The sequence below is a fragment of the Mordavella massiliensis genome (genome assembly GCF_016902415.1).
In the GTDB taxonomy this organism is placed as follows: Bacteria; Bacillota; Clostridia; order Lachnospirales; family Lachnospiraceae; genus Merdimonas; species Merdimonas faecigallinarum.
This window is the reverse complement of sequence record NZ_JACJLV010000004.1, coordinates 32114-45644: the sequence shown is the minus strand read 5'-3', so window position 1 is coordinate 45644 and position 13531 is coordinate 32114. Positions and strand designations below refer to the sequence as shown.

Annotated in this window: 11 protein-coding genes; 9 read left to right on the top strand and 2 right to left on the bottom strand. The window is 50.2% G+C overall.

Annotation, left to right across the window (positions count from 1 at the left end; translation table 11 throughout):
• Nucleotides 1–39: 39 nt before the first annotated feature.
• The 8 genes from dnaK to H6A13_RS01990 all read left to right on the top strand — a co-directional run bounded on the left by dnaK (nucleotide 40) and on the right by H6A13_RS01990 (nucleotide 10204).
• The gene (gene dnaK, locus H6A13_RS02025; protein ID WP_204907955.1) at nucleotides 40–1929 is read left to right on the top strand and encodes a molecular chaperone DnaK; all 1890 of its coding nucleotides are present in this window, start codon (nucleotides 40–42) and stop codon (nucleotides 1927–1929) included.
• 21 nt (nucleotides 1930–1950) lie between these two features.
• On the top strand, nucleotides 1951–3141 hold the full coding sequence (gene dnaJ / locus H6A13_RS02020; RefSeq protein ID WP_204907954.1) for a molecular chaperone DnaJ: 1191 nt from the start codon (nucleotides 1951–1953) through the stop codon (nucleotides 3139–3141).
• A 296-nt stretch (nucleotides 3142–3437) separates the two neighbouring features.
• Nucleotides 3438–4820: a carbohydrate ABC transporter substrate-binding protein gene (locus tag H6A13_RS02015; RefSeq protein WP_204907953.1), complete on the top strand. Its 1383-nt coding sequence runs from the start codon at nucleotides 3438–3440 to the stop codon at nucleotides 4818–4820.
• 83 nt (nucleotides 4821–4903) lie between these two features.
• Entirely contained in the window at nucleotides 4904–5794 is an 891-nt protein-coding gene (locus H6A13_RS02010; protein ID WP_204907952.1) for a carbohydrate ABC transporter permease, read from the top strand.
• 17 nt (nucleotides 5795–5811) lie between these two features.
• Nucleotides 5812–6684 carry a carbohydrate ABC transporter permease gene (locus H6A13_RS02005; protein ID WP_204907951.1) on the top strand — a complete coding sequence of 291 codons (873 nt, stop codon included), beginning with the start codon at nucleotides 5812–5814 and terminating at the stop codon, nucleotides 6682–6684.
• A gap of 12 nt (nucleotides 6685–6696) precedes the next feature.
• A complete protein-coding gene (locus tag H6A13_RS02000; protein WP_204907950.1) occupies nucleotides 6697–6864 on the top strand; it encodes a DUF6903 family protein in 168 nt (55 codons plus the stop codon).
• A 31-nt stretch (nucleotides 6865–6895) separates the two neighbouring features.
• Entirely contained in the window at nucleotides 6896–9058 is a 2163-nt protein-coding gene (gene gnpA / locus H6A13_RS01995) for a 1,3-beta-galactosyl-N-acetylhexosamine phosphorylase (RefSeq protein ID WP_204907949.1), read from the top strand.
• 15 nt (nucleotides 9059–9073) lie between these two features.
• Entirely contained in the window at nucleotides 9074–10204 is a 1131-nt protein-coding gene (locus H6A13_RS01990; protein ID WP_204907948.1) for a radical SAM/SPASM domain-containing protein, read from the top strand.
• Here the strand turns inward: H6A13_RS01990 and H6A13_RS01985 are convergent.
• Both H6A13_RS01985 and H6A13_RS01980 read right to left on the bottom strand, forming a co-directional pair.
• Nucleotides 10201–11037: an AraC family transcriptional regulator gene (locus H6A13_RS01985; RefSeq protein ID WP_204907947.1), complete on the bottom strand. Its 837-nt coding sequence runs from the start codon at nucleotides 11035–11037 to the stop codon at nucleotides 10201–10203. The genes H6A13_RS01990 and H6A13_RS01985 overlap by 4 nt on opposite strands.
• Before the next feature lie 54 nt (nucleotides 11038–11091).
• A complete protein-coding gene (locus H6A13_RS01980; protein ID WP_204907946.1) occupies nucleotides 11092–12552 on the bottom strand; it encodes an arylsulfatase in 1461 nt (486 codons plus the stop codon).
• A 177-nt stretch (nucleotides 12553–12729) separates the two neighbouring features.
• On the opposite strand from H6A13_RS01980, the gene H6A13_RS01975 reads away from it, so the two are divergent.
• Nucleotides 12730–13524, top strand: coding sequence for a sulfite exporter TauE/SafE family protein (locus tag H6A13_RS01975; protein ID WP_204907945.1), 795 nt, complete (start codon nucleotides 12730–12732; stop codon nucleotides 13522–13524).
• Nucleotides 13525–13531 lie beyond the last annotated feature (7 nt).

Sequence of the window (13531 nt, the reverse complement as noted above, 5' to 3'; positions counted from 1 at the left end):
CATAAAAAATAGAAATTCATTTTACAGGAGGAATTCAAAATGGGCAAAATTATTGGTATTGACTTAGGAACCACAAATAGCTGCGTAGCCGTTATGGAAGGCGGGCAGCCTACAGTAATCGCAAACACAGAGGGAGCAAGGACCACACCGTCTGTCGTAGCATTTACAAAGACCGGCGAGCGTCTGGTGGGCGAGCCTGCAAAACGTCAGGCTGTTACAAATGCAGAGAGAACCATTTCTTCTATTAAAAGAGAGATGGGCTCTGATTACAGAGTAACGATCGATGACAAGAAGTATTCTCCGCAGGAGATCTCCGCAATGATCCTGCAGAAGCTGAAAGCAGACGCAGAAGGATATCTGGGAGAAAAGGTGACAGAGGCTGTCATCACCGTACCTGCATACTTCAATGACGCACAGCGTCAGGCTACCAAGGACGCAGGAAAGATCGCAGGTCTGGATGTAAAACGTATCATCAACGAGCCTACGGCAGCAGCCCTGGCTTATGGACTTGATAATGAGAAAGAGCAGAAGATCATGGTATATGACCTTGGCGGCGGTACTTTTGATGTGTCGATCATCGAGATCGGCGACGGCGTCATTGAAGTTCTTTCCACAGCCGGAAACAACCGTCTGGGCGGCGATGACTTCGACCAGAAACTGACTGATTACATGATCGCTGAATTTAAGAAACAGGAAGGCGTAGACCTTTCCAATGACAAGATGGCTCTGCAGAGACTCAAAGAAGCGGCAGAGAAGGCAAAGAAAGAGCTGTCTTCCGCAACCACCACTAACATCAACCTTCCGTTCATCACTGCAACCGCAGAAGGACCGAAGCATTTTGATATGAATCTGACCAGAGCAAAATTTGACGAGTTGACCAATGACCTGGTAATGAAGACTTCCGAGCCGGTACAAAGAGCGCTGTCTGATGCGGGCATCACAGCATCCGAACTTGGCCAGGTACTTCTGGTAGGCGGATCTACACGTATCCCGGCTGTACAGGAAGAAGTAAAACGTCTGACCGGCAAAGAGCCCAGCAAGTCTCTGAACCCGGATGAGTGTGTGGCTCTGGGAGCATCTGTACAGGGCGGTAAGCTGGCCGGCGATACCGGCGCAGGCGACATCCTGCTTCTGGATGTAACTCCTCTGTCTCTGTCTATCGAGACCATGGGAGGCGTAGCGACCAGACTGATCGAGAGAAATACCACCATCCCGACCAAGAAGAGCCAGATCTTCTCAACAGCTGCAGATAACCAGACAGCGGTTGATATCAATGTAGTACAGGGCGAGCGTCAGTTCGCAAGAGACAATAAGTCCCTCGGACAGTTCAGACTGGACGGCATCGCGCCGGCTCCGCGTGGAGTACCGCAGATCGAGGTTACCTTCGATATCGATGCAAACGGTATCGTAAATGTATCCGCCAAGGATCTGGGAACCGGAAAAGAGCAGCACATTACCATTACCGCAGGCTCCAACATGTCTGACGACGAGATCGACAAGGCTGTCAAAGAGGCGGCGGCATTTGAAGCGCAGGATAAGAAGCGTAAAGAGGGCATCGACGCCAAGAATGAGGCCGACGCTATGGTATTCCAGACAGAGAAGGCTCTGAAAGAAGTAGGCGACAAGCTGGACGGCGCAGACAAAGCCGCGGTAGAGGCTGACTGCAAGGCGCTCAAAGAACTGCTTGAGAAAGTAAATATGGAAGACATGACAGACGCCCAGATCGCAGAGATCAAGGCCGGCAAAGAGAAACTGACAGAAAGCGCGCAGAAGCTGTTCACCAAGATGTATGAGCAGGCAGGCGCTGCTGCAGGAGCAGGACAGGGCGCAGGCCCGAACCCGGGCGCAGGTGCAGGCCCGAATCCGGGACCGGCTCCGGACGGATTCCAGGGCGACGATGTGGTCGATGGAGATTATAAAGAAGTCTAAGAACTAGAAAAGGGATAAATCATGGCAGAATCAAAGAGAGATTACTATGAGGTGCTGGGCGTTGGCAGAGATGCCGACGCGGCAACTCTGAAAAAAGCATACAGACAGATTGCCAAGAAGTATCATCCTGACATGAACCCCGGAGATGCAGAGGCGGAGAAAAAGTTTAAAGAAGCCTCGGAAGCATACGCGGTGTTAAGTGACCCTGACAAGAGAAGGCAGTATGACCAGTTTGGTCATGCTGCTTTTGAGGGCGGTGCAGGAGGCGCAGGCGGATTTGGCGGATTTGACTTCAGTGGCGCGGATTTCAGCGATATCTTCGGAGATATCTTTGGAGATCTGTTTGGCGGCGGTGGCCGCAGAGGCCGGGCAAACCAGGGGCCGATGAAGGGGATGAATATCCGCAAGAGTGTGCGGCTTACTTTTGAGGAGGCTGTGTTTGGCTGTGAAAAAGAGCTGGATGTGGTTCTCAAAGATCCCTGCCCGAAATGTAATGGGACAGGGGCAAAGCCGGGAACTTCCCCGGAGACCTGTCCGAAATGCGGAGGCAAGGGCCAGGTGGTCTATACGCAGCAGTCCTTCTTCGGAACGGTACAGAATGTACAGACCTGTCCGGACTGCCACGGAACCGGTAAGATCATCCGGGAAAAATGTCCGGATTGCGGAGGCACCGGATATATTTCCAGCCGCAAAAAGATCTCCGTAACGATCCCGGCCGGCATAGACAACGGCCAGAGCGTGCGGATCCGGGAAAAGGGCGAGCCGGGCGTAAACGGCGGCCCCAGAGGAGACCTGCTGGTAGAAGTGGTTGTCTCCAGGCATCCGATCTTCCAGAGACAGGATATGCACATCTTCTCTACGGTGCCCATTTCCTTTGCGCAGGCGGCTCTGGGAGCCGATATCCGGATCAAGACAGTGGACGGAGAGGTTCTCTATACCGTGAAGCCCGGGACCAAGACAGACACCAAGGTACGTCTGAAAGGAAAAGGCGTTCCTTCTGTCCGCAATGCCCAGGTGCGGGGCGATCACTACGTGACTCTGGTGATCCAGACACCGGAACACTTAAGTCCGGAGGCAAAAGAAGCCCTTCGCCGTTTCGACGAACTGTCAGGCGGCACACTGGGAACTTCCGGTGAAAAGGCAGAAGAGCCAAAAGGCGGAAAAAAGAAAAAAGGCTTCATGGATAAAGTAAAAGAAGCGTTTGAAGAATAACAGTCCTTTTAAATGGGGACGGGGGATTTTCAGAAATCCCCCGTCCCCATTTGCGTGTGCGGGAAAGCCAAGAGCAAGAATTATAAAGAATAGAGCAGAAATTATTATGCAACCTGCATAAAAGAAAAAATCATCTAAGGAAATCCTCTCAATAGTTAGAACAAAAAAATGGAGTTTTTTGTAAAAAATATCGAAAAAAGAGCAAGAATTATAAAAGAAAAACCAAGAATCATATGGAAATGATGTATTAAAAAGAATACAATGAAGTTACATTAAAACTTAAAGGAGGTAAGTTTATGAAAAAGAAAACAGTCAAAAAGCTTTTGTCAGTATCTCTGGTTTCTGCAATGACCGTAGTTCTGCTTGCAGGATGCGGCGGCGGAAGCGACAGTGGTGACAGCGGAAGCGATGAAGGCGGAAGCGGAGACGGCAAGACCCTGAAGGTGGCAGCGTTCGAAGGCGGAAACGGAGCTGACATCTGGGAGAAGATCACAGCAGCATTCGAGGAAGAGTTCGATTGCGAAGTGGAACTGGAGCTGTCTTCCGAGCTTGATCAGGTTCTGACAAAAGAGATCCAGAACGGAGATGTTCCGGACGTTGTTTACTACAACCTGGGTCAGGAGAGCGGATTCACAGAGACCATGCTGAAAGAGAAAGCAGTAGCTGACATTTCAGATGTTTTTGATGATGAGCTGAAGGGCAAGATGGTAGAAGGTATCCTGGATGGTACCGCAGCTCAGCCATATGGGGATGGCAAGATCTATTTGGCTCCTATTTTCTACACACAGACTGGTTTCTGGTACAATGCAACACTGGTTGGTGAAGGAAAAGAATATGCAGTACCGACCACATGGGACGAGTTCTTCGAACTTGGCAAGCAGGCTAAGGCAGACGGAAGATCCCTGTTTACCTATCCTCAGCCGGGATACTTTGATGCAACTATGTATGCAATGCTGGCTCAGGCAGGCGGAACAGACTTCTACAACAACGCTTTGACCTATGATGAGAACACCTGGACTTCTGACGAAGGAAAGAAAGTTCTTGACACCATCGCAACACTGGTATCTTCTGACAACCTGTGGGCAGACACCGTATCCAATGCCAATACTGACGGCGGATTCAAGGTAAACCAGCAGGCAGTTATCGACGGCGATGCACTCTTTATGCCGAACGGAAGCTGGGTAGTTGGCGAGATGGCTAACTCCACACCGGACGACTATGAGTGGGGCGTAATGGGAGTTCCGAAGTGGAGCGCTGACGAGTCCCAGTCCGTTTACACCTTTACAGAGCAGATGTGGATTCCGGCAGATGCACCGAATATTGACCTTGCAAAAGAATTCATCAAGTTCATGTACTCCGACACTGTTGTTGACCTTTGCCTTGCAAACAAGACAACAAACGCTGAGACCGGAGAAGAGTCCGATGCACCGATCGTAGTACCGGTACAGGGCGCTGCAGAAAAACTTCCGGAAGGCGTTATTAAGACAAGCTTCCAGACAGGCGACGATGTTGTTGCTGTAACAGGAACATGGGCAACCACAGCTCCGATCGAAGGTCTGGATATGAAAGGTTCCGTATACGGAGCAATCGATTCTGTCAGCACAGGAGATATGAGCGTTGACGAGTGGCAGGAGCAGCTTGTTGATGTTTGGTCACAGTGCGCAGACGCAATGGAATAAGAAACATAAAAACTGCGAAAGCATTTGTGTGGGAAAACGGTGAGTGATCTGCTCACCGTTTTTCAAAGGAAAGGAGAAATGGTATGAATCGAAAAAAGGCGCAGGGACGGTTCGTGTTCTGCTGTATAGCGCCGGCTGCCATTCTTGTAACACTCTTCATCTTCGTTCCGACGTTCAATGTGTTTAGAATGTCGCTGTACCGGATGGGCGGTATCACAAACAAAAGAGAATTTGTTGGTTTCAGCAATTTTGAATCCCTGATGGGAGATGAAAATTTCCTGCAGGCTATGCAGAATACGATCGCGATCATTGTACTTGTAACACTGTTCACTATCTTTTTTGCAATCTTGTTCGGCGCGATCTTACACCGCGGCAAGTTTAAGGGGAAAAACTTCTTCCGCGTTATCTTTTACGTCCCGAATATTTTAAGTATCGTAGTTATCGCCGGTATTTTCGGCGCAATCTATAATCCCAGTACCGGACTTCTTAATACCTTTTTAAGAGCCATCGGGCTGGACGCTCTGGCACACCAGTGGATGGGAGATCAGAAGATCGTACTGTATTCCATCATCTTCGCGCTGGTATGGCAGGCGATCGGTTATTATATGGTTATGTATATGGCCAGTATGGCGGCGATCCCGGAGGATCTCTACGAGGCGGCTTCCCTGGACGGAGCCACAGAACTCCAGATGTTTTTCCAGGTAACGCTTCCGCTGATCTGGAGCAATATCCGGACCACCCTTACTTTCTACATCATCAGTACGATCAACTTAAGCTTCCAGTTCGTTCAGATCATGTCCGACGGCGGCCCCAACGGCCACTCGGAAGTATTCCTGAACTATATGTACAAGCAGGCATATGGCGCAGGCGTATATGGTTACGGTATGGCCATTGGCGTAGTGGTATTTCTTTTCTCGTTTGTACTTGCAGCAGTTGTCAATAAGATTACGGACAGAGAAGTTCTGGAATTTTAGAAAGGAGGGCCTGAAGTATGAAAAAGCAGAATCCGGCAACGAAGGCTTTATTCAAAGTACTCGTTTATGCCGCGTTGATTATCATGACGATCTCGATCATCATTCCTGTGGCCTGGGTATTTATGGCCAGCTTCAAACGGAATGCTGAGTTTATCGGGAAAGGGACCAATCCCTGGGCGCTGCCTGAACAGCTTCAGTGGCAGAACTATGTGACTGCGTTTGTGGACGCGGAAATGGGAAAATTCTTCCTGAATTCTGTGATCATTACCGCACTGTCCCTGGTCCTTCTTCTGGTGATCGCCCTTCCGGCGGCCTATGCGCTGTCCCGATTTGATTTTAAGGGAAAGAAGTTTTTAAATATTGCCTTTATGGCAGGTTTGTTTGTAAATGTAAACTATATCGTAGTACCGATCTTCCTGATGCTCTCCGGCGCGAACCGGATGCTGGGAGTGGAATTTTTCCTGGATAACCGGTTTATCCTGTCCCTGGTTTACGCGTCCAGTTCCCTGTCGTTCTCAATCTACCTTCTGAGCGGTTACTTTAAGACACTGCCAAAGGGATATGAAGAGGCGGCCTACATAGACGGATGCGGATACTTCAAGACCATGGTGAAGATCATGATCCCCATGGCAAAACCCAGTATCATCACAGTCATCCTGTTCCAGTTCCTGTCCTTCTGGAATGAGTACATCATTGCATTTACCCTGATGGACGAGAACAGCACGCTGGCTGTTGGACTGAAGAACCTGATGGCAGTGGAGAGAACAGCTACCAACTACGGTATCATGTATGCAGGTCTTGTGATCGTTATGATCCCGGTACTGATCCTGTATGTATGCGTACAGAAACAGCTGACCAAGGGTATGACGCTTGGCGGACTGAAAGGTTAGGAGGAGAAGAGAATGAGTAATGTTGTAAGAAATGTGATCATGATCATTGTATTTATCGTTTGTCTCGCCCTGATCTTTATCGGACAGAAGAATATCAGCGCCACCGGCCTGTGCATGGAGCTTGCAGGGCTGGTGGGACTGCTGGTCCTGTTATTCATTTACAATCGCAGATATAAGTAACGACGGAATACAAGATTGAAAGGAGAACAATGTGAAATCACAGACTAAAGGCAGAGTTACAATTCCAACAGACGTAGATGTGGTGCCGGAGACTCTGGAACTGGTAGAACGCTGGGGAGCGGACGCGATCCGCGACTGCGACGGTACCGACTATCCGGAAGAACTCAAACATGTAGATGCAAAAGTCTACTCCACTTATTATACAACCAGAAAGGATAATGAGTGGGCCAAAGCCAATCCGGATGAGATACAGCAGATGTATATTATGACACCTTTTTATACCGCTGTGGATGAGGAGCTGTCCGTTCATCTGATGGATCATCTGTATCCCGACATGTTAAAGGTAAATGACCGGGATGACATTACAAGATGGTGGGAAGTGATCGACCGCACCACAGGAGAAGTTGTCCCGGCATCCCAGTGGACTTACGACGGGGAGACCGGAAATGTGACCATCCACGGGGCAAAAGCATTCCACGATTATACTGTCAGCTTCCTGGCATATATCATGTGGGATCCGGTGCATATGTACAATGCCGTGACCAATGGCTGGACCAATTTTGAAAAGCAGATCACCTTTGATGTGCGCCAGCCGAAAACCCACAAATATTCCATGGAGCGTCTGCGGAAATTTATCGCGGACAATCCGCATGTGGACGTGATCCGCTATACCACCTTTTTCCATCAGTTTACGCTGATCTTCGATGAGCTGGCCCGGGAGAAATATGTGGACTGGTACGGATATTCCGCATCTGTGAGCCCCTATATCCTGGAGCAGTTTGAAAAGGAAGTGGGATATAAGTTCCGTCCGGAATATATCATTGACCAGGGATATATGAATAATACCTATCGTATCCCCTCCAAAGAATTCCGGGATTTCCAGGATTTCCAGAGAAGAGAAGTGACAAAGCTGGCAAAAGAGATGGTGGATATCACCCATGAGTGCGGCAAGGAAGCCATGATGTTCCTGGGCGATCACTGGATCGGTATGGAACCATTTATGGACGAGTTTAAGAAAGTCGGCCTGGACGCAGTGGTAGGAAGTGTGGGCAACGGCTCCACCCTTCGCCTGATCAGCGACATTGACGGCGTGAAATATACAGAAGGACGTCTCCTTCCATACTTCTTCCCGGATGTGTTCCATGAGGGCGGAGATCCGGTGAAAGAAGCCAAGGTGAACTGGGTAACTGCGAGAAGGGCGATCCTTAGAAAGCCCATCGACCGGATCGGATATGGCGGTTACTTAAAGCTTGCCATGGAGTTCCCGGAGTTCGTGGACTATGTAGAGAGCGTCTGCGATGAGTTCCGGACCCTGTATGATAATATTAAGGGAACCACCCCCTACTGCATCAAGAAAGTAGCAGTCTTAAACTGCTGGGGCAAGATGCGGGCCTGGGGCAACCACATGGTGCACCACGCGATTTATTATAAACAGAACTATTCTTACGCAGGCATCATTGAGGCCTTAAGCGGCGCGCCCTTTGACGTGAAGTTCATCAGTTTTGACGATATCCGTAAGAATCCGGATATCCTGGACGACATCGATGTGATCCTGAACGTGGGAGATGCGGATACCGCTTACTCCGGCGGGGAGAACTGGACGGATGAGACGATTGTTACCGCAGTGAAGAAATTTATCTACAACGGCGGCGGTTTCATCGGTGTGGGCGAGCCGGCGGCACATCAGCACGAAGGACATTTCTTCCAGCTTGCCACTGTGATGGGTGTAGAAGAAGAAAACGGATTCACCCTGAATGTGGACAAATACAACTGGGAGGAACACGCACACTTTATCACCGAGGACTGTAAAGGAGAGGTGGATTTCGGAGAAGGCAAGAAAAATATTTACGCCTACGAAGGAACGACCATCCTTTCTCAGAAAGACAGAGAAGTGCAGATGGCGGTGAAGGAGTTTGGCGGCGGCCGCAGCGTTTATATCAGCGGACTGCCCTACAGCTTTGAGAACAGCCGTGTGCTGTACCGTGCGATCCTCTGGGCTTCCCATGACGAGGACAACCTTCACAAGTGGTTCAGTACCAACTACAATGTAGAGGTGCACGCTTATGTGAAGAACGGAAAATACTGCGTGGTAAATAATACCTATGAGCCGCAGAGCACAACCGTGTACAAGGGAGACGGCACAAGCTTTGACCTTGACCTGGAGGCAAACGGTATCTACTGGTATGAGATCTAAAAGAAGAGGGATCCAATGAAAGAATTGCAGCTGCTGATCAAACCGGTTTCTTCTGCCTGCAACCTGGCCTGCCGTTATTGTTTTTATATGGATGAGGCCGGGCACCGCCAGGTGGGAGACTGCGGGCGGATGACAGAAGAGACGGCGAAGATCGTAATAGAAAAAGCACTTGCAGCGGCGCAGACCTGCGTGTTCGGCTTCCAGGGAGGGGAGCCGGCACTGGCAGGTCTGCCTTTTTTTGAAATGTTTTATGCCTGGGTGGAAAAGCTGAAAAAGCCGGACCAGCAGGTGTATTATACGCTGCAGACCAATGGCACGCTTCTTGATGAAGCGTGGTTGAGATTTTTAAAAAAGACCCGTACCCTGGTGGGACTATCTATGGACGGCGTCCGGAAAACCCACGATGAAAACAGGAGAGGAAGAGACGGAGAGGGAACTTTTTCTGAAGTGTTTGATACGGCGCAGAGACTGAAGCAGGAAGGAATTCCCTTTCATATCCTGTGCGTGCTGACCGCAGAGACTGCCGCCAGGATCGAGGCCATTTACCGGTTTTTTATGCGGAAAGGGTATCTCTGTCAGCAGTATATCCCCTGTCTGGATCCACTGGGAGATCGCAGGGGAGAGGAGCCTTATTCACTGACGCCGGCTCTTTATGAAGAAGCGTTGAAAAAACTGTTCGATCTGTGGTATGAGGACAAGGTAAAGGGAGTGCCTGTGTATCTCAGGCAGTTTGAAAATTATGTGGATATGCTGCTGGGCGGACAGCCGGAGGCCTGCAGCATGTACGGACAGTGCAGCATGCAGAATGTGATCGAGAGCGACGGGACAATATATCCCTGTGATTTTTACGCACTGGACGAATACCAGATGGGAAATCTTACGGATCCGGAACTGACTTTTGAGTTTCTGCAGCAAAAGGCAAATGCGATGGAGAAAGGTTCATTCTTTGAAACGGCCGGGAAGCGTGATGACAGATGCCCCGGCTGCCGGTGGTATCCTCTGTGCAGGGGCGGCTGTAAAAGAGACTGCTATCGGATCGACGGCAGAGAGAAGAATTATTACTGTGAAGCATTTCAGGGATTTTTCGCCTATGCGGAGAGCAGGCTGGAACTACTGGCGGACGTAAGAAGCCGGGGACGGATCTAGTCTGTGGCGGCGCGGTTTTCCTGCCTGTAACGGATGGGCGTTGTGCCGTATTTCTTGCGGAATGCCTGCGTAAAGTAGGACTGGGAGGAAAATCCCACAGACTCTGCAATAGAGGAAATGGAATGGTCCGTGTCCTCAAGAAGCGTGCAGGCGGCCTGCAGCCGGCGCTGGTTCAGGTACTGGATGGGCGACTGGCCGGTATATCTGGCAAATGAGTGCGCCATATAATATTTATTCATATGGGTCAGTTCGGTCAGAGTATCCAAAGTGATCTGATCTGCATAATTTGCGTCCAGATATTCTTTGATCTGGGCGCATTCTTTGGTCATATGGGTGGGAGAGATGGCCACCGGGATCAGATGCTGGGAGCGGATGATCCGGAGGATCAGAACCTCCAGAAGATTCTGGCAGATCTTGTCTGATCCATAGGACTGATTGCGGACTTCGTAGAGCATCTGGGCAAACAGGTCGGAGATCAGGGACAGATTGTCAAAGTTACAGAAAACCTGCACGCCGCCTTTGCCGGATTCCGGCTGAAAGGAGATCCCTTCCAGGCCGATGACATAATACTGCAGAGGCATGTTGCGGGTGGACTGTTCGGTGTGCTCCATGTAAGGCGGGATGATGACCAGGTCGCCGGTCTTGATCTGGTAGGATTTCTCCCGGAAGAGAAACTTTCCTTCTCCTGCCACCACAAAAAACAATTCCGTAAACGGATGGGTGTGGAGAACGCTTCTCCAGTCCTTTTCGTCTTTGGAAAAAGAAATGGATAGAAGACGGACATTCAGTTTTTCTACATCTGTGGTCTGTACAACATATTGTCTGTGGCTCATAAGCGTTCTCCTTATCAGGTGTGACAGGCGGGACCGATGACTGGAAAAGAGTTATCAGGCCTTTGTGGCGCCTGCCATGGTGGGCGGATAGGGCCGTCCCGGGATCAGCCGTTTTCCATCGGTAAATCCTTCCGGGCGTCCGGTCAGGGACTGGATCAGGCAGGAGCGGAGCGTATCAATGCGCTCCAGACATGCCGGGTCATGGATCCTATCGGTCAGTTCATGGGGATCTTCTGTCAGGCAGAAATACTGTTCCCTGCCTGTGACAGAATGCCAGATGAATTTGTCTGTTTCTGTGACGATCCAGTGGTTGGAATATTCCCCGTAGGAATGCTCCCCGTGGAGCCAGGGGCGTACCGTTTCTTTGGGATCCCTGGCCAGAGAAAGAAGTTCATGGCCGTCCACGCTGTCAGGAACCGGGGCTCCTGCCATGGCAAGAAGCGTGGGCATGACGTCTCTTAATTCCACAACGCTGTGGCAGACACTGTGGGCTTTGATCTCCGGAAATACATTCTTTCCGGCGGCGATCAAAAGCGGGATCCGGCAGCTTCCCTCATAAGGCCTGGATTTGCGGAACATGTGGTGGTCACAGAGCTCTTCGCCGTGATCAGCGGTAAAGACGATAACAGAATCATCGTAAAGTTCCTGCTCGATCAGGGCCATGATCAGACGTCCGATCTGGTGGTCCAGATGTGTAATGCAGGCATAGTAGCCGATCTGGGCCTGGCGGGCCAGTTCCGGATCCAGAGGTCCGGTTTTGGAATCAAAGATCCGGCCGTTCTTTTCCAGGTCCTCTGTCGTTTCCCAGGTGCCGATGAAAGGCTTTCGCAGATCTTTATCCTTATATAGATCAAAGTAATGGGACGGCGCGTCAAAAGGCGGGTGAGGCCGCAGGTAGGAGGCCATCAGGAAGAAAGGCTTCCTGGGATCTCTTCGCCGCAGAAAATCAAGACACCGGTCGGTAACCCAGTTGGTGGGATGGTATTTCTCCTCATGGGTCCAGGGCCTTGCAAGAAAGCTGTTGCAGTCAATGCCGGTATCGGTAACGTCGGCGTCTGCGCCCAGTTCCTGCTTAAGCCAGTGGAAATAGTCGTCTGCCACAAACTGGGATTCCTGATAAGGAACACTGGCATAACGGGCACAGTGGAGATAACCGTCATGCAGGTCCACATTGTGGAAGCCCAGATAATTTCTTAACGGATGCACATGCATTTTTCCAACGCACTGGGTATAATATCCGGCTTTGGATAATTGTCCTGCCATTGTATGGGAGTAGTTCCAGGGAATGTTGTCTTCGTAGCCGACTCTGCCGTGATGGCTTGGCTCCATGCCGGTGTGCAGGGCAGCCCGGGCGGCAATGCAGCTGGGGCAGGCGCTGTAGGCGCGGTCAAAAACCACGCCCTTTGAAGCCAGAGTATCCAGATAAGGCGTTTTTACGTCTGGATGACCGGCATAGCCAAGGGCGTCGCCCCGGAGCTGGTCGGTCATGATCAATATAATATTAGGCTGTTTCATAGCTGGTCTCCTTTGATTTTTTACAATGAATCTATGATATTGCTTTTTTCTTCTGATAATTACACAATAATACATTCAACAGGGAAAAGCAAGCAGCGGGGTAGATGAAAAGGGGAAAACAAGGTATAATAGTGATACGATGTACGAAAAAGAAAGGTTAAAGATGAAGATATGGGAATGATAGTGTTATTTTTTGCGGTCAGTATTTTATCCTGCGGGGCAGGTTCTATCTGCGGGATCGGCGGAGGCGTGATCATTAAGCCGGTGCTGGACGCAATGGGGATCATGAGTGTAAGCAGCATCAGTTTTCTTTCCGGCTGTACGGTGCTGTGTATGACCGTGGTTTCTGTATACCGGAACATGCGCTCCGGGGCGGCGAAGATCGATCTGAAGATTTCTACGGCCCTGGCTCTGGGCGCGGCGTTTGGAGGCGTGGCTGGAAAGGTTCTGTTTGAATCCTTAAAAGAGGCTTCCGGCAACGAAGAGATGGTGGGGTTCACCCAGGCGGTGGTACTGATCCTGATCACTCTGGCGACGCTGATCTATACAGTCTGTAAAGAGAAGATCCACACCAGAACCTGCAGCCAGATCTGGATCTGTGTGGGGATCGGTCTGGCGCTGGGAGTGATGTCCAGTTTTCTGGGGATCGGCGGAGGGCCGATCAATCTGATGGTGCTGGGATATTTCTTTTCCATGGGAACAAAAGACGCGGCGCTCAGTTCCCTGTATATCATTATGTTTTCCCAGATCACAAGTCTGGTGCAGACGTTTGCAACAGGAAATATCCCGGAGATGGAGATTTCATATCTGGTCTTTATGATCGCAGGCGGGATCCTGGGAGGAACCATCGGAAGCAAGATCAATAAGAAGATCAGCGAGCGGGGAGTGGACAAGCTCTTTATCTTTCTGATGGGTGTGATCGTGCTGATCAACATTTATAATGCGCTGAAGTTTTCCGGAGTCCTGGGATAGACAAAAA

Bases quoted from the DNA above. Each gene is read 5' to 3' on its own strand.
- dnaK (WP_204907955.1), top strand. From the start codon at position 40: ATGGGCAAAATTATTGGTATTGACTTAGGAACCACAAATAGCTGCGTA.
- dnaJ (WP_204907954.1), top strand. From the start codon at position 1,951: ATGGCAGAATCAAAGAGAGATTACTATGAGGTGCTGGGCGTTGGCAGA.
- H6A13_RS02015 (WP_204907953.1), top strand. From the start codon at position 3,438: ATGAAAAAGAAAACAGTCAAAAAGCTTTTGTCAGTATCTCTGGTTTCT.
- H6A13_RS02010 (WP_204907952.1), top strand. From the start codon at position 4,904: ATGAATCGAAAAAAGGCGCAGGGACGGTTCGTGTTCTGCTGTATAGCG.
- H6A13_RS02005 (WP_204907951.1), top strand. From the start codon at position 5,812: ATGAAAAAGCAGAATCCGGCAACGAAGGCTTTATTCAAAGTACTCGTT.
- H6A13_RS02000 (WP_204907950.1), top strand. From the start codon at position 6,697: ATGAGTAATGTTGTAAGAAATGTGATCATGATCATTGTATTTATCGTT.
- H6A13_RS01990 (WP_204907948.1), top strand. From the start codon at position 9,074: ATGAAAGAATTGCAGCTGCTGATCAAACCGGTTTCTTCTGCCTGCAAC.
- H6A13_RS01985 (WP_204907947.1), bottom strand. From the start codon at position 11,037: ATGAGCCACAGACAATATGTTGTACAGACCACAGATGTAGAAAAACTG.
- H6A13_RS01980 (WP_204907946.1), bottom strand. From the start codon at position 12,552: ATGAAACAGCCTAATATTATATTGATCATGACCGACCAGCTCCGGGGC.
- H6A13_RS01975 (WP_204907945.1), top strand. From the start codon at position 12,730: ATGATAGTGTTATTTTTTGCGGTCAGTATTTTATCCTGCGGGGCAGGT.